This is a genomic window from Bacillus sp. FSL W8-0920, assembly GCF_038593215.1.
Taxonomy (GTDB): Bacteria; Bacillota; Bacilli; order Bacillales; family Bacillaceae; genus Bacillus; species Bacillus pumilus.
Window position 1 is genome coordinate 2,991,027 of record NZ_CP151974.1, and the last position, 19,709, is coordinate 3,010,735.

The following is a 19,709-nucleotide window of genomic DNA, read 5'->3' on the forward strand; positions in this document are numbered from 1 at the left end:
ATAAAAAAACAGGTAGACCTTTAACGTCCACCTGTTTTTTCATTTATTCAGTTTCAGACTGTCCGAGGGTAATGTCTAGGTTCTTGTTTTTCCCTTCACGAATAACAGTCATTGTCGTTTTATCGCCGACTTTTGTTTCTTTGTACAAAATTTCTTTCAGCTGAGAGCTGTTCGCCACGTTTTTCCCTTTAAACTTGATGATGACATCTCCAGACTTCAAGCCTGCTTTTTGTGCAGGTGATCCTTTTGATACATCCTTTACGTAAATCCCTTTGCCGATTTGTTTATCAAATAGGCCGAGCGTATTTTCTTGATACGTTTCAGGCACTTGCTCAAGGTCAATCATTTGTACGCCAAGATAAGGACGTTCAACCTTTCCGTTTTTCAACAGCTCATCTACAATCGGTTTGACATCGTTACTTGGAATCGCAAAGCCGAGTGATTCCACACCGCTTTCGCTAATTTTTAAGCTATTGATACCAATGACTTGACCATCTGTATTGATAAGCGGTCCACCGCTGTTTCCTGGATTGATCGCTGCATCTGTTTGCAGTACATTCATTTCCACCGTACCAGATGATGTGTTCGCTTCAACTGTACGATCAAGACCACTAATAATCCCTTCTGTCACAGTACCAGAGAACTGGGCACCAAGCGGGTTCCCAATTGCAATCACTTTGTCTCCAGCACGGAGCTTAGAAGAATCACCAAAGCTCGCCACTTTATCAATGCCGTCTGCATTGATTTCGACAACAGCTAAATCTGTCATCACGTCACTGCCGACAAGCTTCGCGTCTTTTGTTTTTCCGTCATAAAGTGTGACCTTCAATTTATTGGCACCCTCGACTACGTGGTTATTTGTAATAATGTACGTTTTTTTGCCATCTTTTTTAAAGATGACACCAGAACCCGTTCCAGCTTCAGCTTCTGTTGAATCACCGCTAAGGCCAAACGAATTTTGGGTAGATTGATAGTTTGAGACTCCCACAATGGTTGGCTCTAAATCTTCTACCATATCAGAAACATTCGTGGCATTGGTGATTTGTTTTGTTGAGAAATTTTCAGAGGCTGCCGGTTCACTTGACGCTGTTTGCGTTTGAGTGTTTGCTGCTGTGTTCTGTGACTGCGGCAAAAGCGGTGTAATGCCAAGCACAAGGCCTCCGCCAATAATTCCTCCAAGGATCGGACTGAGCCATGCTGCTTTCCGCTTTTTCTCCTTTTTCGACACACGGTCATCCCCCATTTGAGGAGAATGGTTTGTCACACTCTCCTGAGTGGCAGAAGCTTCGTTTTCATGAGGTTGAAAAACGAGTTCCTTTTCTTTTTCAGGTTCGTCTATTTGTTTCTCATTCTCTTGATGTACATCTTCTTGTTGATTCAACTTCTTCTCTTCATCTTCTCTTCGGAAATCCATCGCTTACACTCCTTTACATCATGTTCATGACTTGCTTGATTCATATGTGTAGATCGGACTCATGTCCTCTTAATGGCAACATCATTGAAGATACTACATGACAATATGTCAAATTATATAATACTTATTCATAGAAAAAAAGCAAGGTGCGCACATTCGTGAAAAGCACCTATTGATCTGCCTTTTGTCTATGCCCTTTTTTCCCTTGAGCTTATCATAAACAAACATTATGGGATAATAATGAGAAGAATATGTGAAATTGTGAAAAAAGCATATGATTGTTGACATGCCGCCTTTGTATCCCGTTATAATGACGTTGAGAGGATGTGGAAGACTTTGTCGTACACCATTTATTTAGTGGAAGATGAACAAAACTTAAACGAACTTTTAACCAAATATTTAGAAAGTGAAAATTGGAATGTCTCCTCTTTTTTAACCGGAGAAGCGGCACGCGAAGCAATGAATAAGCCGCCGCATCTATGGATTTTAGATATCATGCTGCCTGATACAGATGGCTACACACTGATTAAAGAAATCAAAGCCGCATCACCTAACGTACCGGTCATTTTCATTTCAGCACGCGACGCAGATATCGATCGTGTCCTCGGTTTAGAGCTAGGAAGCAGTGACTATATTGCGAAGCCATTTCTTCCGCGCGAGCTGATCATTCGGGTGCAAAAGCTGCTTGAGCTTGTGTACAAAAACAGCGATACTCCGCAGCAACAAAGTGTTACACCCGTTTCCTCTTATGTCATTCATGAGGATGTAAGAGAGGTGTATGAAGGAGATCAGCTGATTAACTTAACTTCTAAGGAATTTGACTTGCTGCTTTTATTTACACATCATCAAGGACATGCTTTTTCTCGTGAAGATATTCTCGTCAAAATTTGGGGACACGATTACTTTGGGACAGATCGTGTGGTGGATGACCTTGTCAGACGATTGCGCAAAAAAATGCCCGACTTAAAGGTCGAGACCATCTATGGATTTGGCTATAGGATGCTAAAAGGATGAAGAACAAACCACTCGCTTTTCAAATTTGGATCGTCATCTCTGGTATTTTACTCACCATCTCGATTGTTCTGATCATCCTATTTTCCAATACATTACGAAATTTTTTCACGAATGAGATTTATAAAAATATCGAAAATGAACAGCAGGTGCTCACAGAATATCCGTTGAACCGAGACGGCTCGCCAAAGTCGACACCGGAAAACCGCTCGGTGCAACACATTCTGATTCCGTCAGATGAATTAAACCAAATGGGGCAGTTTTTCCCGCACGCCTTTATTGAGAAAATCCAAGCCTTTGTGAAAAAACAAAAAAGCGCAACGAAACGCTATTCTGAAGAGGTGAATGGCCAGCACATCTTTTTTGTCATCAAAAAAGTATCAACAGGCAATACACAATATATTCTTTTGTCTTATGCGCCAGACTCTTATCGAGATGACCTGTCCTTTACGCTGTTTAAACAGCTGATCTTTATCTTGGGCACCGTTATTTTATTAAGCTGGATTCCATCGATTTGGCTTGCCCGCTACTTATCCCGTCCAATCGTTGCGTTTGAAAAGCACGTGAAGCGGATTGCACAAGAGGACTGGGACGATCCTGTCATCGTTGACCGGCAAGATGAAATCGGAAAGCTTGGTCATACCATTGAAGAAATGAGACAAAAACTCATTCAAAAGGATGAAACAGAACGGACTCTTTTGCAAAATATATCACATGACTTAAAGACACCTGTCATGGTCATCCGCGGCTATACGCAGTCGATTAAAGATGGTATTTTTCCTAAGGGGGATCTTGAACAAACAGTGGAAGTCATTGAAGGTGAAGCGGAAAAGCTTGAGAAGAAAATCAAGGATTTGCTGTACTTAACAAAGCTTGATTATTTATCAAATCAACACCCTGCACATGCTTCCTTCCTACTCAGTAATACGATGCTGGAAGTGGTCGACCGAATACGCTGGTCGAAAAATGAATTACAGTGGAACGTGGACTTAGATGATGAGGCTGCTCTTGAAGGCGATCCAGAACAATGGAGCAAATTATTTGAAAATGTCCTAGAAAATCAACTTCGCTACGCAAAAAGGAAAATTGATATTCAAATGAAACAGGAAGAGGATCAAATACGCATTGTCATTCGTAATGACGGTCCTCCAATTGAAGAACATATGCTATCCAGCCTATACGAACCTTTTAGTAAGGGAAAAAAGGGCGAATTCGGTATTGGATTAAGCATTGTCAAAAAAATTCTCTCCATGCATCAAGCGTCTATATCAATTGAAAATGATGATCTAGGTGTACGTTATACGATCACGGTTCCAAAGAAGAGACTGTAGGTTTTTGACCGCAGTCTTTTTTAGATGAATGAATACCCATTGAAATCACGGTATGTGGCTTTGATTTTCTTGCCAGCTTGATACATCCATTTCTTTTCAATGGTTGTCTCTTTTGGCATTTTGACTTTTTCTACTTGAATTCCTTTTGTTCGCAAGCGTCTTATCATATCATCAATTTCTCTCATGGAACATCATCCTTTCACATTTTTTGACCAGTTGGTCACCTTACTTTATAATATAAAGAATTACACTGTAAAAAACAAGTTACAATCTGATTAATTTTTGAAAACTTTCGTCGTTTATGACCGATAAGTCACATCTCTTTGCGCACGTTTCCTAAGACATTTGTCTCTCGGTAAGAAAGGATGACATTCATATTGAAAAAGAAAGAGAAAATGATCATTGAGGCTGGCATGAAATTGTTTGCCAGTAAAGGCTACAATACAACGTCTGTTCAGGAAATTGCGGATGAATGCCACATGTCAAAGGGTGCTTTTTATCTTTATTTTAAATCAAAGGAAGCACTGCTCATTTCAATCTTACATTACTATTACGATAAGGTATTTACCCGGATCCACGAGGTTCAAACAGAGGGCGGCACACCAAAGGAAGCCTACCGCAAGCAGCTTACTGTCTACTACGATAATATTTTGCAGCAAAAGGATTTTATTAAAATGCAGCTGAGCGATCGAGCACTGCCAATGAATGAAGAAACGCAGCAGCTCGCAAAACAAATCAGACTTGCCACTATTCAGCTTCACATTGATAACATTAAGCAGGTATATGGAGATGCAGCGATTCCTTATATGGCTGATCTTTGTTTGACAATTGAGGGCATGAGCCACGTTTATTTCGAGCTTGCGATTTTATATGATTTTCAGTTGGAGGCTGAGGAGCTAGCCGCAACGATGATTCACCGTATCGATGATTTGATGGGCGGTATGATGGCGCGACATGATCTTCCGCTCATCTCTGTAGATCAAGCGAGCGATTGGTTTGGTCCTATTTATGAACGGTCATTCGACCCGCTGACAGAATCTCTTTTAAAAGAATTAAGAGAGCAAGCTGAAGCACATTATGAAGTGAAAGACGAGCCTGATTTATTTGAAGCACTCGGCATTCTAGAAAACGAATTAAACAAACAAAAACCTAGACAAGTCATCGTGAAAGGTATGCTGCATCAACTGAAATTGTTCGCACCGCTCCAATCCGTATCTGAGTCACTTTTGCGTATTTTGAAAGAGGATCATTTGTAGAACCCAAGGCAGAACCTGGGTTTCATTTTTGTCCACATCACGTTCAATGAAAAAAACCAAGGGCAGCCGCCCCTGGTTTTTATTTTGCTTTCGGTGTCACCATTTCTTCTGGTTTCACAAACTCTTCAAACTGCTCTTCTGTTAACAGCTCTAATTGAAGTGCTGCTTCTTTTAACGTTAATCCTTCTTTGTGAGCAAGCTTTGCAATTTTCGCTGCATTTTCATATCCGATGTGCGGGTTAAGTGCCGTCACAAGCATCAATGAATCGTTCAAGTTTTTCTCGATTGTTTCTAGGTTTGGTTCGATTCCAACTGCACACTTGTCATGGAATGAGTTCATGCCGTCAGCAAGTAATTCAACTGATTGCAAGAAGTTATAGATGATGACCGGCTTAAATACGTTCAGCTCAAAGTTTCCTTGGCTGGCAGCAAAACCGATAGTTGCATCATTTCCCATAATTTGCGCTGCAATCATTGTTAATGCTTCACTTTGAGTTGGGTTGACTTTACCTGGCATAATGGAGCTTCCTGGCTCATTTTCAGGAATGATCAATTCACCAATTCCGCAGCGAGGACCACTTGCCAGCCATCTCACATCGTTGGCAATTTTCATTAAATCAGCTGCAAGTGCTTTTAGGGCACCGTGTGCATACGTAATTTCATCATGGCTTGTCAGCGCATGGAATTTGTTTGGTGAAGAATTGAAATTTTGACCTGTCAGCTTGCTGATTTCCTCAGCGACATATTGACCAAACTCAGGATGTGCGTTAATTCCTGTACCAACAGCTGTTCCGCCAATCGCAAGCTCTCTCATTTTTTCAGTTGATTCTAGAATCATTTCTTTTGAACGGTCCAGCATGTACACCCAGCCGCTAATTTCTTGACCTACTGTCAGTGGAGTTGCGTCTTGCAAATGCGTACGACCGATTTTAACAATCTCTTGATATGCTTTTGCCTTCTCATCAAGAGTCGCTCTTAATTGATCAATCGCAGGCAATAATTTTTTGTACACAGCTAAAACAGCTGCCACGTGCATAGCAGTTGGGAATGTGTCATTTGAGCTTTGGCTACGGTTGACGTCATCATTCGGATGAATGCTGAACTCACTATTTTTATCTTTCAAGTAAGCAGTTGCTCTATTTGCAACGACTTCGTTCATATTCATGTTACTTTGTGTCCCGCTACCTGTCTGCCATACAACAAGCGGGAAATGCTCGTCATACTTTCCGCTGATGATATCATCACATACAGCAGCAATTGCTTCTGCTTTTTCGCTCTCAAGGTTGCCAAGACGTTCGTTGGCAATCGCTGTGCTACGTTTCAATATTGCAAACGCATTCACAACTTCCTTTGGCATTTTCTCAGAACCGATTTTGAAATTTTCTTTGCTTCGTTGTGTTTGTGCACCCCAGAACTTGTCCTTTGGCACCTTGATTTCGCCCATTGTATCTTTTTCGATTCTAAATTCTGTCATTATGTATCCCTCCATAGCTTTATACACTCAACTCTATTCTATACAAAAAACGAAAATCCTTTAAGCGTTTTCAATTAAAATTTTATCTTTATTTTAATTTTAGTTCAATATAAACGCGGACATCTTTCGAATATTTGTATTTTGGGTTCGTTTTTCCGTAATCCTTTGATGTATATGTCACTTCATAATGCTTGTCAAACGACTGTAGAATACGGTCAATCTCCTCTTTTGTTCCTGCTAAACGAATTTGTGCCATCTTGTTTCCTCCAAAACCCTCATTCTTTCTTTTACCACAAAATAATGTAACACAGAATATTGTTTTTTCAAGCAGGTAATGCTAAGAAAAAGTTATTTGAGGCGGGTGATCCTTTTGAATCAGACTCCATTGAAAGAACACTTATACGATAATCTCTCCGTCATTCTCCCGCAATTAAAGGAAATGGATGATTTGGTCCATGAGAAAAAAACGCTGCCTCACGGGCAGGTTGTTTACTATTTATACATAAAAGAAATGAACGAAAAGATGGAGATTCAAACCTTTTTAAAGCTGCTTCTCCAAGATCATACCTCTCTTACAAAAGAGAAGTTGGAATCTAATTTATCCATGATGACGACACGTTCGGTGAAGACCTCTGAAGAATTGATCGATGCGATTTTTGAAGGGCATTGCGTGGTGCTGATTAATGGATTTCAGCATGCGTATATTTTAGAAACGCATGGAACGAAGAAACGCAGTTTAGGGGATTCTACATCTGAAACAGTCGTAAGAGGGCCGAAAGTTGGCTTCATTGAAGATTTAAACACGAACTTAGCTCTCGTGCGACAGCGCTTGAAAAACCCTGACCTCAAAACAGTAAACATGAAGATCGGGGAAAAGAAATACACCCAAGTGACCATCATGTACATTGACGGTATCGTTGAAACCTCTGTTTTAAAAGAGGTAAAAAAACGGCTCAAGCAAGTCACCATTGATGATATACAGGACTCTGGTGTTCTTGAGGAGCTCATTGAAGACAATGTGTACTCTCCTTTCCCGCAAATTCAAAACACAGAACGGCCGGATAAAGTCGCGTCTGCTTTAAATAATGGCCGGGTCGCCATTTTTGTCGATCATTCACCTTTTGTGTTAATTGTACCTGCTTCGCTCGCGACGATTATGCAATCACCTGATGATTATTATGAAAGATGGATCGCCGCCTCTCTCATTCGTATGCTGCGGTTTACCTCGATCTTTCTGACATTATTTTTATCAGCCATTTATATTGCGCTTGTGTCGTTCCATCAAGGACTTTTACCAACAACTTTGGCTATTTCGATCTCAAGTACAAGAGAAAATGTCCCCTTTCCGCCTATTGTGGAGGCACTCATCATGGAGATGACGATTGAGCTCCTGCGGGAAGCCGGCTTAAGGCTGCCAAACCCGCTCGGTCAAACGATCGGACTTGTTGGCGGGGTTGTTATTGGCCAGGCAGCCGTTCAGGCTCATATTGTGAGCTCGATCATGGTGATTATCGTCAGCGTGATGGCCCTTGCGTCCTTTACTGTTCCTCAATACGGGATGGGCATGTCCTTTCGTGTGCTCCGCTTTGTGTCCATGTTTGCTGCGGCTACCTTTGGTTTATACGGGATTGTGCTGTTTATGCTCGTACTCCTTACTCATCTCACACGGCAAAAAAGTTTTGGCACACCGTATTTCTCACCAGATTTTGTGTTCAGCTATAAAAACGAGGACAATTCCATTATTCGATTGCCCTTAAAAAATCAACAGAAAGGAGAACGAGATGGTCAATCATAAAGAGTCGATATCAAGCTATCAGGCAAGTGCCATTATTGCAAATACAACACTAGGCGCAAGTATGATGATTCTGCCAAGATCGATGGCTCAGGCTGCGGCTACACCTGACGGCTGGATTGCACTCTTACTTATGAGTGTCATTTACATAGTGTTTATTTTTGCAAATGTCCTGATGATGAAAAAAGTCCCCTTCTCCTCTTATTATGATTATACGAACGAAGGGCTTGGGAAATGGCTGGGCGCTCTTGCCAATCTCTTGATTATTATTTATTTTCTTGGCGTCGCCAGCTATGAAGTACGCGCGATGTCGGAAATGGTCAAATTCTTTCTGCTTCAAAACACGCCAGTAGCCGTGACAATGATCAGCTTTATTGTAGTTGGGTTTTATCTGGTGATTGGCGGAATTGGTGATTTAGCCCGGCTTTTCCCTTTTATACTGATTGTGACGCTCATCATCTTATTTGTCGCTTATGGACTTAGTCTCCAAGAATTTAAGTTAGATAACCTCCGTCCCGTTTTAGGAGAGGGGTTCTCCCCTGTCTTCAATTCCTTGAATGCATCTGCCATATCGTTTGTCGGCATTGAAATGATACTGTTTATGCCTGCTTATCTGAACACACAAAAACACACCTTTGCTTATGGGACAGTCGGCTTTTTGATTCCTGCGATTATTTATATTTTCACTTATATGATGGTGATTGGTGCGCTGACTGTTAAAGAAACGGCGACTTTGACTTGGCCGACCATTGCCTTATTTCAATCATTTGATATTCAGGGGATTTTTATTGAACGAATTGACTCCTTTTTGCTTATCGTTTGGCTGATTCAGCTTTATACAAGCTTTGTCGGATATACATTTTTTGCTGCAATCGGGGTGTCTAAACTGACCAAGTTTCCTAAAAAAGTGGTCCTTGTTTTAATGGGAATTGTCATTTACTTTGCAGCGATTTTTCCAAAGGATGTCGATACAGTGCGAAATTATTTAACCTATGTGAACAACCTCTTTTTCCTGCTGTTCGGCATTCTCCCGTTTCTCTTATTTATCATCGTGTTTTTCAAAAGGAGGCGGAACACAACATGAAAAAAAAAGCAGCTGTTGCTCTTTTGACGCTGGTTCTATTAAGTGGTTGCTGGGATAGCACAAATATTGAGGAGCTTAACATGGCGATTGGATTTGCAGTAGACAAAGGGGACCAAGGGAATAAATTAAAGGTATCTATGCAAGTCCTCGTTCCTCAAAAGATCTCTCAGGAATCAAACATCAAAGACCCTACGAAAATCATTGAAACAAACGGGGATTCTGTGCATCAAATATTCCGCACGACGGCGCTGAAAAGCCATCGCATTTTCGCACAGCAGCTACGGGTGTTTTTGTTTTCTGAGGAACTCATCAATGAGAATGATTTCGACCTCGTCATTAATCAATTCATTCGAGACAATGAAACGAGGAGAGGAGGCCTCGTCTTTATGACCTCTAAGAATCCTGGAGACATGCTGAAAATCAATGACGACGGACAGCCAGCCTCTACGACCTTATACGATCTTTCTGAGAATAGAAAATCGACCATTCGCATGTTTAAGACTAGCTCATTAGGAGATATTTCTTCTGCCATGCAAAACAATGTATCTTTCGCTATTCCGAAAGTCAGCGTTGATCAAGGAAAATTAATGATCGATGGAGCCTCTATTATTAAGAATAAGCGATTTCTCACCAATATCTCTCCATTAGCAGTACAGTCATACAATCTGTTAACTGGAGACGGACTGGGTGGAGTCATTGAATTTGAATATGAACACAGCATCTACTCTTTTGAGATATTCAAACTCAAGCACCATATTAAAACCAATAAATCAGCCAGCGGAAAATATCAATTTGATGTGTCAGTGGAACTTGATGGACGATTGTCTGAGGATTGGAATGAACGTGAGAACGCTTTTAATGAAAAGTATCTCAGAGAAATTGAAGGCGTTGTCAAGCGTCGAATAGAGACAAGCGTTAAAGATTTCATCGGTGAATTACAGCATGAGATCAAAGCTGATATTTGCGGGTTCTATCAGAAGGCAAGTATTGCTTACCCGAAGGATTTTCGAAAAGATGCAAAACATTGGGATGAAATTTTTAGTGAATCAGATATTCAGTACAAAGCAAATGTGAAAATCCGTGACTTCGGGACTAAGGGCGCAACACAATCCTTATAGAGTATGTTAAAATGGTAAGAAAAAAAGGGTGTCAATCATGAAACGAGCTTTACTTTCGGCCGGCATTCTATTTTTGATTCTAGGAATACTCCTGTTAGTCGTTGTATTCATGCAATCAAAAGAAGATTTCTTCATTGAAGCCGACAGCTTTTCAAGCACATTTTTGATCGTGATCTATTATGGACAAACCCCTGCGCTCCTTCTTGTTGGAGGCGGTATATTCGTCGGACTTTCACAGATCATTGGTTTGCAAGAGAAAAAGGCAGCATTGGCAAAGGAGAGCGTAAAGCTATTATCCGAGATGAAGAAAGCCCTAGAAGACAAATCGGCCGAGGAGCAGGAGGCTTTTCCAGTTCCTGAGCTCCATCAACTATCCGAACGTCCGATCACAGGACAGAAGGACTAAATTTACGCATGTTCTAGCAGCTTTCTTTTGAAAGCTGTTTTTTTATTTTATTGAATCAGCTTATGACGATGCGCATACACAGCCGCTTGCGTCCGGTCTTCTACATCGAGTTTGGAAAGAATGTTTGTAATATGTGTCTTCACTGTTTTAATTGTAATAAATAGTTCCTCAGCGATGACCTTATTCGATTTCCCATCGGCAATCAGCTTCAAGATTTCCATTTCCCTTGCTGTTAATGCATCATGAAGGATCGATCCATTTGAGGAATGACGAAGTTTATTCATCACCTTTCCAGCTACTTTTGATTCTAGTCTTGGTTCGCCGATACTTGCAGACCGAATGGCATCTGCAATTTCTCCTGCCTTGGATGTTTTTAATAAATAACTTAAAGCACCTGCTTCAATCACTGGATAAACTTTATCATCGTCAATAAAGCTCGTCAGAACGATAATTCGAGCATCTTCAATTTCCTGACAAATTCTTTTCGTTGCTTCGATGCCATCCATGCCTTCCATGACAAGATCCATTAAAATGACATCTGGCCTTAATTCAACTGCGAGCTCTACACCTTTTTGTCCATCTGACGCTTCACCAATGACTTCAATATCAGCCTGTGCCTCTAAAAAAGCAGCAAGCCCCATTCTCACCATTTCGTGATCGTCGATTAAAAGCACTCGAATCATCGAACGTTCTCTCCTTTTCCTTCATCAAAAATGGGAACCTTCACATCAATTTGTGTTCCTTTTCCCTCAAATGACATAATCTCTGCCACACCGCCTACTTCACTTGTTCTTTCACGAATTGATTCCAGTCCGTAGGAGGCCGTCTTCACATGATCGGTTTGAAAGCCGATCCCATTGTCGATAATCTTCAGCTGCACCTGCCGATTTCGAATGAGCAGACGAACCGTCACCTTTGTCGCCTTTGCATGCCTGAATACATTTGACAGGGCTTCCTGTACAATTCGGAAGAGGTGATCCTCTACTCCTTTTGAGAGCGGAACATCATCTTCTATTTCCCAATCAATATCAATCGGCTGTTTTGCTTGAAATTCATTTAGGAGCTCAATCAAGCCCTTTTTCAAGTCTTTTCCTTCAAGGGTGATCGGTCTGAGATGAAGCAAAAGCGCACGCATTTCATTTTGTGCATCGCCAGCCATTCGTTCGACTAGGCGCATTTGCTTTAAAATCTTTTCATCCTTTTCCTTCATGACTTCAAGAATCGCAGAGGTCATCATCGAGATCGCAAATAACTGCTGGCTAACCGCATCATGCAGTTCTCGTGCTAAACGCTGACGTTCTTCTGAGACGACCGACTTTTTCATTTGCACCTGCCATTCTGCCCGCTCATTCGAGAGCTTTTGCAAAGAGGCTACTTGACCTTCCACTCGTTTCGCCATTTCATTTAATTGATCAGCCGCTAAGCCAATTTCATCGTCGCCAAGAGACGGCAGTCTGTATGCAAAGTTCCCATTTTCAAACTTTAAAATCGACTCTACAAGCTGATCAAGACGCTTTTTATGCTGATAGCCAAATACATGTGAGGCAGAAAACCCAATGGCAAGACTAATGATCAGTAAAATACAAAAAAACGGGATGCCAAACCAGCGGGTAGAGAGGAGAATCATCGGATCAAGCTGATAATAAAAAAACATGGGCAGCATCGTCATGATGACAACACCAAGCGAGATCCCTACTCCAAGACGAATAGATTGCCACTGGATACCTAGATGGAGTTTCCTCATAAGTATCTCACATCCACATCTCCGATCAGTAAAGAGATGGAGATTTTCACTTTTCGTTTGCTCTCATCGTAATTGTCTGTCATCACATACACTTTACTGCCGAATCCGCTTCTTTTTTCATCAATAATTTTCATATCACCAATGGCAGCTGAAGCACTCACACATACTTCAATATCCTGCGGTACGAAAATATCCACATCTCCGATGAGCCCGCTTATCACGATCGTGCTCTCTTCTTCTGCGATGATGGCCTTTGATAAGTCGATTTTGACATCCCCGATAAACCCTGAAATCGTCAAATCACTTAATTGAAACGGCTTTTTCATCAGCCTGACTTCACCGATAAAAAAGTCATGCTCCTTGCGCGGCTTTGTCTGGCTCTTTGTTTTCTTTTGCTCGCCCTCTTTTTCAAGATTGACTTTCAATGAAGGCTTATCGCTCTCCGGTGCTTCCTTTTTATCGACATCAAAAACAGGTTTGTTTTTCAATAAGCGATAGCCGGCATATATCAAAAAGGCCGCAAATAAATATCCTGTGAGACTAAATGTAATATTGAGCAGGAATTTTAAAAAGAGAAAGCCGGCAAAAATATAGGAAACTGAACCGAGCCAACGTTTGGATCTTGAGTGCAGCCAATAGCCCGCAAGCGCAAAAAACACAGGCCAAAACAAATCGGCTCCGATCCCAATAATTTTGAGAAATAGATTAATACCAAAAATCACGACAATGATGCCTAAAATTTGATTCCTTGAAAAACGCAGTTGACTCGCCTCCTTCCTTTGTTTCGTTCATTACCGCAGCTTTAAGTTTCCGCTTGTCATTTCAATATCGACTAAGTGTGTCCCTTTTCCCCGCGTGCCTGTAAAGCCTCGACCTTCACTATCTGCTTGATCAAAGTGATAGGTGTGATCGACACTTCCACTTGTTTTTTTCACTTGGACATTAAAATCTCCTTCATCCGGCAGGTTAAATTTTGCGCTGCCTGATGTCATGTGAAAAGAGACAGGTGATTCAATGGTATCAAAACTTGCCGTCAATCTACCACTTGTCATTTCTAGCTGCATTTCGCCTTTGACATCTTTAATATCGGCACGCCCTGAGGTTGCTCCAATATCGCTATTTTTCGCATCGATGTGAGACACAGAGAGTCTGCCAGATGTCGCTTTGATTTCGACATTGTTTGCTGAGAAATTCTCGGCATTGAGGTTTCCGCTTGTTGATTTGAGGATCACATCTTCAAATGCCAGCTTCCCTTCGCCGTCCATCTCACTGACCCCGCTTCCACCCGTAATCTTCACATTTTTATGATAATCTGTTGGCATTTTGACTAAGAGTTCTCCTTTTTCAAATGAAGTGAAAAACAAGAATCCTTTATTTTCAGCACGGATTTTAAATGTACTGCCTGTTTGTTCCGCATACATTTTCCCTTTTCCACCTACGACCATCACGGAAATATCGGAACGATTTTCAGGTTTTACCTTCACGCGAAATCCAGAAAGAGAAATATCTAATTGATCAATTTCATCTTTTTTCGCTGAAGCTGTTGTGACTGGTTTTTCACGGGAGAAACTCAAATGAAAGAGATTTTCGTTTTTGAAAAGCATCCCAATCATTAAAAAGACACCTACGAGTATACAAATTAGACCAATTAATCGCTTCATTCATACCATCCCTTTATCTTCTGACCTTTTCATTATAAGGAAAAGCGAAACAGAAAGAAATCAAATATCGGAAGAAAAATCCTGCTTTTCTTCCGATCTGCCATTGATTTCTTAGTTTGCTTGCTGCTGCTCAGGCTTCTTCTCCAGCTTGAGCTTCTGCCATTCTTTTTCAACCTCATCAGCATAGTCTAGATGAGCATATGCTCCTTGATCCTCAAATTGTGTATAGCTGCCCGCTTTTGTCTCCATTTCTTCGATACGGTTCTCCATTCGAAGAAATTCTTTATATGCACTTTCACTATCTACTTTATTCATAGATTCGTTCATATGCTGCTTTGCCTGTGCGGCATTTGCTCTTGCTATGAGTGCCTGCTTCTTGTCTTTAATATCACGCAGCTTCGTTTCTAACTGTTGCAATTGCTCTTTCAGCTCTTTTAATTGTTTCACAGATTGCTGATAAGCTTCCTGATATTCCTGATGCTTTTCTTCAAAATACTTCATTTCTGTGAGCGCTTTTCGTGCTAATTCTTCTTCTCCTGCATGAAATGCCAGCTCAGCCTGCTTCTTTCTTTTATCAGCAAATGCTTCCGTCTCTTCTGCTTTGCGCAGGAAGCCTTGTTGAATCGTTTGCTGTTTGATGATCGCATGTTTCGCTTTGGCAATATCGTCCTCCATATCACGAACGTACTGATTCAGCATGACACGTGGATTCTCCATTTTATCTAAGCCCTCATTGACCGTTGCAACAAACATATCTCTCATTCTTCTGAATACCATTTGAATTTCCTCCTCTTATTTTTTCTTTAAAAAGTCTTCCCATTCTTGATCAAATGACGTGTGCATAGGTTCTTCCATTTTCGGTGACGTGTTTGGCTCCATATATGATCTACTTGATGATTCTTTTGCCTGTTTACCATTGATCATCGTCCAGCCGAAGTAGAGAAGCCACCCAGCTAGTGCGATTCCAAGGATAAATGGAAGAGCTTGCACAACGATCATGACACCAATGACTGCTAGAATGACGCCGAAGGTTTTACTGCCTTTTTCATATTTCTTTACACCTACATAGATGAGCCACGCCCCAATCAGAATTGGGATCAGCCCTCCTAGTGAGCCACCGAAGAAGATGGATAGACCGACAAACATTAAAATCGAACCGATGATGGTTTTACTTGTTATTTTCATCTTCATGCCTCCTTTCTTGCTCCTTGCTTTTACTATAGTCAAAAAAGAAAGCTGGCAAAACGTGTCGCAGATTGATCTTTCATTGCGACCAGAGTCGTAACTTCGCTCAGACTGAGCGGTAGAACCCAATAAAAAAGCACTCTTCTCATTTGAAGAGTGCTTTCCTTTATTTAGACCGAAATACGTTTGCACTTCGTTCATATTCAACATCCGCTTCACCGAGCCGATGATTCACGATTCGGGCGGCTGCAAATAAATAGTCAGAGAGCCGGTTTACATATGTGAGGGCAACTGCTGGAATCTCCTCCTGCTTAGCAAGCGTCACCATATGCCGCTCTGCTCTTCTGACGACTGTCCGCGCCACATGTAAGAGAGCTGCACCTTCCTGACCGCCCGGTAAAATAAACTTCGTGAGAGGCGCGGCTTCTTCTACATAGTCATCCATTCTTTGCTCAAGGACTGCTACAGACGCTTCAGTTAATTTACCTTCTTTCGGTGGTTTGACTACTGCCAAATCACCGCCGCAGTCAAACAGCTCGTGCTGTATCACAATCAGCTCTGACAAAATGTCTTGAAACAATTCGCCATGCTGACGTAAATGTGCATGTGCGAGTCCAATGAAGCTATTCGCCTCATCTAACGTGCCGTACGCCTCTACTCTCACATCATCCTTATCGGCTCTCCCGCCGATCAAGCCTGTTTGACCTTGATCCCCTGTTTTTGTATAAAGTTTCATTGGTGTTCCTCCTTTTCTTTTGCTTTGTCCTTTTAGTATAACCTGAAGTGAAAAGGATGTATTTGTTTAACTAAAGTACTGTGATCGCATCATAAACAAAAAGCGAACCCTTTGGTTCACTTTTAAATGGCATTCAATGAATAAAGAAGGAGGTGCACTTTCTGCTTTAATCTTTCGTGTAAATGCTCATCATCTTCTGTTTCCTGCATACCCGCAGCAGCGATACAAAGATGATGAATGGACATGCTCGTCTCCTGTTTTATCATGTGGACAAGCTGCCCCATAAGCTGAACAGACGATCCGTCTGATATAGACTCTTTCAATACAAGCCAAATGGTCAGCTCTTCTTGATGACGCATACCGTAAAGCACCATGTCGTCGTCTGTGTCTTCAGCAGCAAATTGTTTTGGTCCACTCGTTAGGTTATAAAACAATAGTCCCTCACGATCATCCAACTCGTCACGAAGCATGTCACTTCCCGTTCCGAGAGACCTTTTCCAAAAGAAGCCGCCCCTTTTCTGATGTGAGGAAAGGATGCGGAGCGGCTGTTTGAGGGAAAACGTCATTCCTTCTCCTCCATACGTTTTCCACCCATCCGCTAACTTTGCATTTGATGCTACAGAAGCCCCCGCAGGTTCAATGATCAGCTGAGGATTTGCCCTTCGCGGGTGTTGGAGCGGTGTTACATCTGTTTCATACACACGGTTGATTCGCTCAGGCGTCAAGACGTGATGCGGCAGCCCTACTATTTCCGTCTTTCCTTCATCAAGCAGCAGCAGCCGGTCACAATACAAACTGGCGATGTTCACATCATGAAACACACCGATCACCGTTAGCCTAGAGGAAGTGGTCTCTTCTTTAATTAAATCAAGCAAATCCTTTTGATAGGCCAAATCAAGAAAACTGGTTGGTTCATCCAGCAATAAATATTCAGGCTGCTGGGCTAATGCCTGTGCCAAGTACACACGCTGCTGTTCTCCCCCGCTTAGCTCATGAATAGATTGATCCTTAAATTGTGCAACATCCGTTTGTTCCATTACTTTGTTGATGATCTGCATATCTTCTCGTGTAACAGATTGCAGCCATCCTTTTTGATATGGATAACGACCGAATTGAACCGTTTCTTCCACTGTAAATGAGAAAGCTTGGTCCGTTTTCTGCGGTAGAACAGCCATTTTTTGCGCAAGTGCCTTTGGGCGGTAAGATTGAATCAGTTGACCGCTCAGGCGTACCTCACCACTGTCAGGTTCCAGCAGCCCAGAGATCATTTTAAGCAAGGTCGACTTCCCGCTTCCATTTGGACCAAGTATACCGAGAAATCCCCCTTGATTTACCTCAAAACTGATGCCACGTATGACCTCTTTCTCTCCATATCCACCTTTGATTTCCTTCACTTGAATCATAGATGCGTCCCTCCTCTGTATTTACGAATGAGGATGATGCCGAATACAGGGGCACCAATTAACGCTGTGATGATGCCGATCGGTAATTCAGTCGGCTCAATGATCGTACGTGATAACACGTCTGCTAAAACGAGAAAGGAAGCGCCATTCAGCATAGACAAAGGCAGGAGGTGCCGGTGGTCTGTGATCGCTAAGAGGCGAATAAAATGCGGAATCACAAGTCCCACAAACCCAATTGTCCCTGACACTGCTACTGCACTACCAGTCAGAATCGATCCAGCAAGCAGCACGATATATTTGCTCCTTTTCACATGTACACCTAATAGCTTTGCCTTCTCCTCGCCATACGTCATGACATTCAAATCTCGCCCCATCAGCATTAATGCAAAGGTCCCAATCAGAAAGAAAGGAAGGAAAAGCACAATATAGCGCCAGCCCCTCATGGACACACTGCCAAGAAGCCAATGAATAATCTCTTTTAAATCATCACCCGTTAAGGCAATCATCAATGATATAAGCGCGCCCAAAAAAGAACTGAAAATCACCCCTGTTAAAATTAAAGAGGAGATGCTCATCCCCCGATGGACAAGACGCGCAAAAAAGAGGACGAGACATAGGGTCACAAGCGCTGTTGTCATACTGAAAAAAGGCAGTGTGAAACTGCCGAGCAAAGGGAGCTGCAAACTGAAAAATAGGGTCGCGACGGCTCCAACTGATGCCCCTTGAGATACACCCAGTGTATATGGGTCAGCAAGAGGATTTTTTAATAAACCTTGAAAGGCTGCACCAGATAACGCCAGCGCTGCTCCGACTAATGCCGCTAATATCACTCTCGGCAGCCGGATATTCATCATAATATTGCGATCAATTGAATCTATTGTGCCTATCTGCACACCGAATAGTTCATGAACAAATATACGGAGAATAGAAGGAATGGGAATCCCTAAGCTTCCAAAGGAGATTCCCATTCCAATGCTTACCACAAGAAGTAAAGCACTTAGTGTGTATGCGATGATGAATTTATTTGAACGTGTCAGGATAGATGCTTTTCGCAAGAGCCTCGACTCCTTCAACCAATCGCGGCCCCGGTCTTGATGCGAGATCCGTATTCAATTGAAAGACTTGTTTTCCCTTCACTGCTTTGATCGTATTCCAGCCGTCTCTCTTTTTCAGATCAGCTAAGCTGGAACCATCAATTGTGACGATTACGTCAGGGTTTCGTTTGATAATCGATTCTTCTGTCATTTGCACCCAGCCAGTTTGATCACTAGCAGCATTTTTCGCATGGATAACAGAAAGCATTTCATCCATAAATGTATGAGTACCTGTTGTATAAATTTCAGGCGTACCTGAAACTTCAACAAAGACTGTTTTTTGTTTGTCTTTGGAGATCGCCTCTGCTTGTTTCTTGATGTGATTCAATTTTGCTTTCATCTCGTCTACAAGCTTTGTTGATGCTTCTTTTGCACCTGTTGCTTCACCGATCGTATTGATCGATTTGTACACATCCTTAAAGGAAGTGGCATCATTTACAGTCAGTACTTGAATTCCTGCATCCTCTAGCTGTTTAAATCCCTCTTTTGATCCCATCTGCGAGGCATGAGCTAGTACAAGATCAGGCTTTAAGGAAATCACCTTCTCGACATTGAATTCAAGTCCGCCAATCTTCTCTACCTTTTCAACTTCCTTTGGATAATTGTCAAAATCAGATCGTCCAACCATTTTATCTCCAAGACCAAGCGCATAGGCAACCTCTGTATTACTTGGAATTAATGAGACAATACGTTTAGGCTGTTCTTTGATTTCGACTGTTTTACCAGCTGCATCTTTAATCGAGACAGGAAATGCCGCAGCCGCTGTTTCGTTATTTTGTGAACTCTTTGCTTTATGGTCTGTTTCAGCACCTGCACATCCTGCTAAAACACCCATCACAAGCAATAGCGATAGCCAAATGGCCGTTAACTTTTTCATGAATGAACCCCCTGATTTATGTACTGCTTGACGAAAGCTCTTCCGTCAATTCTTTTCTAATTTCGGGAATATTATACTACAGTGCAGTTAGGTTGTATATGTGATTTCTAAAAGCGTCTTTTT

The 19,709-nt window shown here is 41.8% G+C and carries 21 protein-coding genes; 7 read left to right on the forward strand and 14 right to left on the reverse strand.

The window, feature by feature from the left end:
* Positions 1 to 43: 43 nt before the first annotated feature.
* Entirely contained in the window at positions 44 to 1,414 is a 1,371-nt protein-coding gene (locus NSS78_RS15305; protein WP_342468153.1) for a trypsin-like peptidase domain-containing protein, read from the reverse strand.
* Between the two features lie 336 nt (positions 1,415 to 1,750).
* Between NSS78_RS15305 and NSS78_RS15310 the strand changes: the two genes are divergently transcribed.
* The gene (locus NSS78_RS15310) at positions 1,751 to 2,428 is read left to right on the forward strand and encodes a response regulator transcription factor (protein WP_212045524.1); all 678 of its coding nucleotides are present in this window, start codon (positions 1,751 to 1,753) and stop codon (positions 2,426 to 2,428) included.
* Complete coding sequence (locus tag NSS78_RS15315) at positions 2,425 to 3,756, forward strand: HAMP domain-containing sensor histidine kinase (protein WP_106032222.1); 1,332 nt, start codon at positions 2,425 to 2,427, stop codon at positions 3,754 to 3,756. Before NSS78_RS15310 ends, NSS78_RS15315 begins: the two co-directional genes overlap by 4 nt.
* A gap of 20 nt (positions 3,757 to 3,776) precedes the next feature.
* Here the strand turns inward: NSS78_RS15315 and spxO are convergent, their stop codons facing one another.
* On the reverse strand, positions 3,777 to 3,941 hold the full coding sequence (gene spxO, locus NSS78_RS15320; protein WP_003212782.1) for an anti-adapter protein SpxO: 165 nt from the start codon (positions 3,939 to 3,941) through the stop codon (positions 3,777 to 3,779).
* Positions 3,942 to 4,133: 192 nt separating this feature from the next.
* Between spxO and NSS78_RS15325 the strand changes: the two genes are divergently transcribed.
* Positions 4,134 to 5,012: a TetR/AcrR family transcriptional regulator gene (locus NSS78_RS15325; protein ID WP_050944099.1), complete on the forward strand. Its 879-nt coding sequence runs from the start codon at positions 4,134 to 4,136 to the stop codon at positions 5,010 to 5,012.
* 79 nt (positions 5,013 to 5,091) lie between these two features.
* On the opposite strand, the gene fumC is transcribed toward NSS78_RS15325, so the two are convergent.
* Both fumC and NSS78_RS15335 read right to left on the reverse strand, forming a co-directional pair.
* Positions 5,092 to 6,486: a class II fumarate hydratase gene (gene fumC, locus NSS78_RS15330; protein ID WP_137054422.1), complete on the reverse strand. Its 1,395-nt coding sequence runs from the start codon at positions 6,484 to 6,486 to the stop codon at positions 5,092 to 5,094.
* Positions 6,487 to 6,574: 88 nt separating this feature from the next.
* Positions 6,575 to 6,742 (reverse strand): YvzF family protein, encoded by a 168-nt coding sequence (locus tag NSS78_RS15335; protein ID WP_003213147.1) that lies wholly within the window; start codon positions 6,740 to 6,742, stop codon positions 6,575 to 6,577.
* 114 nt (positions 6,743 to 6,856) lie between these two features.
* On the opposite strand from NSS78_RS15335, the gene NSS78_RS15340 reads away from it, so the two are divergent.
* Genes NSS78_RS15340 through NSS78_RS15355 form a run of 4 tightly spaced genes read left to right on the forward strand, consistent with a single transcriptional unit; the run spans position 6,857 to position 10,886 of the window.
* Positions 6,857 to 8,281 carry a spore germination protein gene (locus NSS78_RS15340; protein WP_212045525.1) on the forward strand — a complete coding sequence of 475 codons (1,425 nt, stop codon included), beginning with the start codon at positions 6,857 to 6,859 and terminating at the stop codon, positions 8,279 to 8,281.
* A complete protein-coding gene (locus NSS78_RS15345; protein WP_106029297.1) occupies positions 8,268 to 9,362 on the forward strand; it encodes an endospore germination permease in 1,095 nt (364 codons plus the stop codon). Before NSS78_RS15340 ends, NSS78_RS15345 begins: the two co-directional genes overlap by 14 nt.
* Positions 9,359 to 10,480 carry a Ger(x)C family spore germination protein gene (locus NSS78_RS15350; protein WP_212045526.1) on the forward strand — a complete coding sequence of 374 codons (1,122 nt, stop codon included), beginning with the start codon at positions 9,359 to 9,361 and terminating at the stop codon, positions 10,478 to 10,480. Before NSS78_RS15345 ends, NSS78_RS15350 begins: the two co-directional genes overlap by 4 nt.
* Before the next feature lie 37 nt (positions 10,481 to 10,517).
* Positions 10,518 to 10,886 (forward strand): hypothetical protein, encoded by a 369-nt coding sequence (locus tag NSS78_RS15355; RefSeq protein WP_003212877.1) that lies wholly within the window; start codon positions 10,518 to 10,520, stop codon positions 10,884 to 10,886.
* Between the two features lie 47 nt (positions 10,887 to 10,933).
* On the opposite strand, the gene NSS78_RS15360 is transcribed toward NSS78_RS15355, so the two are convergent.
* The 10 genes from NSS78_RS15360 to NSS78_RS15405 all read right to left on the reverse strand — a co-directional run bounded on the left by NSS78_RS15360 (position 10,934) and on the right by NSS78_RS15405 (position 19,586).
* Positions 10,934 to 11,569 (reverse strand): response regulator transcription factor, encoded by a 636-nt coding sequence (locus tag NSS78_RS15360; RefSeq protein ID WP_003213157.1) that lies wholly within the window; start codon positions 11,567 to 11,569, stop codon positions 10,934 to 10,936.
* Positions 11,566 to 12,630: a two-component system sensor histidine kinase LiaS gene (gene liaS, locus NSS78_RS15365; RefSeq protein WP_003212649.1), complete on the reverse strand. Its 1,065-nt coding sequence runs from the start codon at positions 12,628 to 12,630 to the stop codon at positions 11,566 to 11,568. Before liaS ends, NSS78_RS15360 begins: the two co-directional genes overlap by 4 nt.
* Positions 12,627 to 13,391: a cell wall-active antibiotics response protein LiaF gene (liaF, locus tag NSS78_RS15370; RefSeq protein ID WP_034620120.1), complete on the reverse strand. Its 765-nt coding sequence runs from the start codon at positions 13,389 to 13,391 to the stop codon at positions 12,627 to 12,629. Before liaF ends, liaS begins: the two co-directional genes overlap by 4 nt.
* 30 nt (positions 13,392 to 13,421) lie before the next feature.
* On the reverse strand, positions 13,422 to 14,291 hold the full coding sequence (locus tag NSS78_RS15375) for a DUF4097 domain-containing protein (RefSeq protein WP_137054420.1): 870 nt from the start codon (positions 14,289 to 14,291) through the stop codon (positions 13,422 to 13,424).
* 111 nt (positions 14,292 to 14,402) lie between these two features.
* Positions 14,403 to 15,068, reverse strand: a complete 666-nt coding sequence (locus NSS78_RS15380) for a PspA/IM30 family protein (RefSeq protein WP_003213665.1) — start codon at positions 15,066 to 15,068, stop codon at positions 14,403 to 14,405.
* A 15-nt stretch (positions 15,069 to 15,083) separates the two neighbouring features.
* Entirely contained in the window at positions 15,084 to 15,476 is a 393-nt protein-coding gene (locus NSS78_RS15385) for a hypothetical protein (protein ID WP_050944105.1), read from the reverse strand.
* A 166-nt stretch (positions 15,477 to 15,642) separates the two neighbouring features.
* A complete protein-coding gene (locus NSS78_RS15390) occupies positions 15,643 to 16,212 on the reverse strand; it encodes a cob(I)yrinic acid a,c-diamide adenosyltransferase (protein ID WP_212045527.1) in 570 nt (189 codons plus the stop codon).
* 122 nt (positions 16,213 to 16,334) lie between these two features.
* Complete coding sequence (locus NSS78_RS15395) at positions 16,335 to 17,615, reverse strand: heme ABC transporter ATP-binding protein (protein WP_327839836.1); 1,281 nt, start codon at positions 17,613 to 17,615, stop codon at positions 16,335 to 16,337.
* The gene (locus NSS78_RS15400; protein ID WP_003212738.1) at positions 17,612 to 18,670 is read right to left on the reverse strand and encodes an iron ABC transporter permease; all 1,059 of its coding nucleotides are present in this window, start codon (positions 18,668 to 18,670) and stop codon (positions 17,612 to 17,614) included. The genes NSS78_RS15395 and NSS78_RS15400 overlap by 4 nt, the downstream gene beginning before the upstream one ends.
* Entirely contained in the window at positions 18,636 to 19,586 is a 951-nt protein-coding gene (locus tag NSS78_RS15405; protein WP_212045529.1) for an ABC transporter substrate-binding protein, read from the reverse strand. Before NSS78_RS15405 ends, NSS78_RS15400 begins: the two co-directional genes overlap by 35 nt.
* Positions 19,587 to 19,709 lie beyond the last annotated feature (123 nt).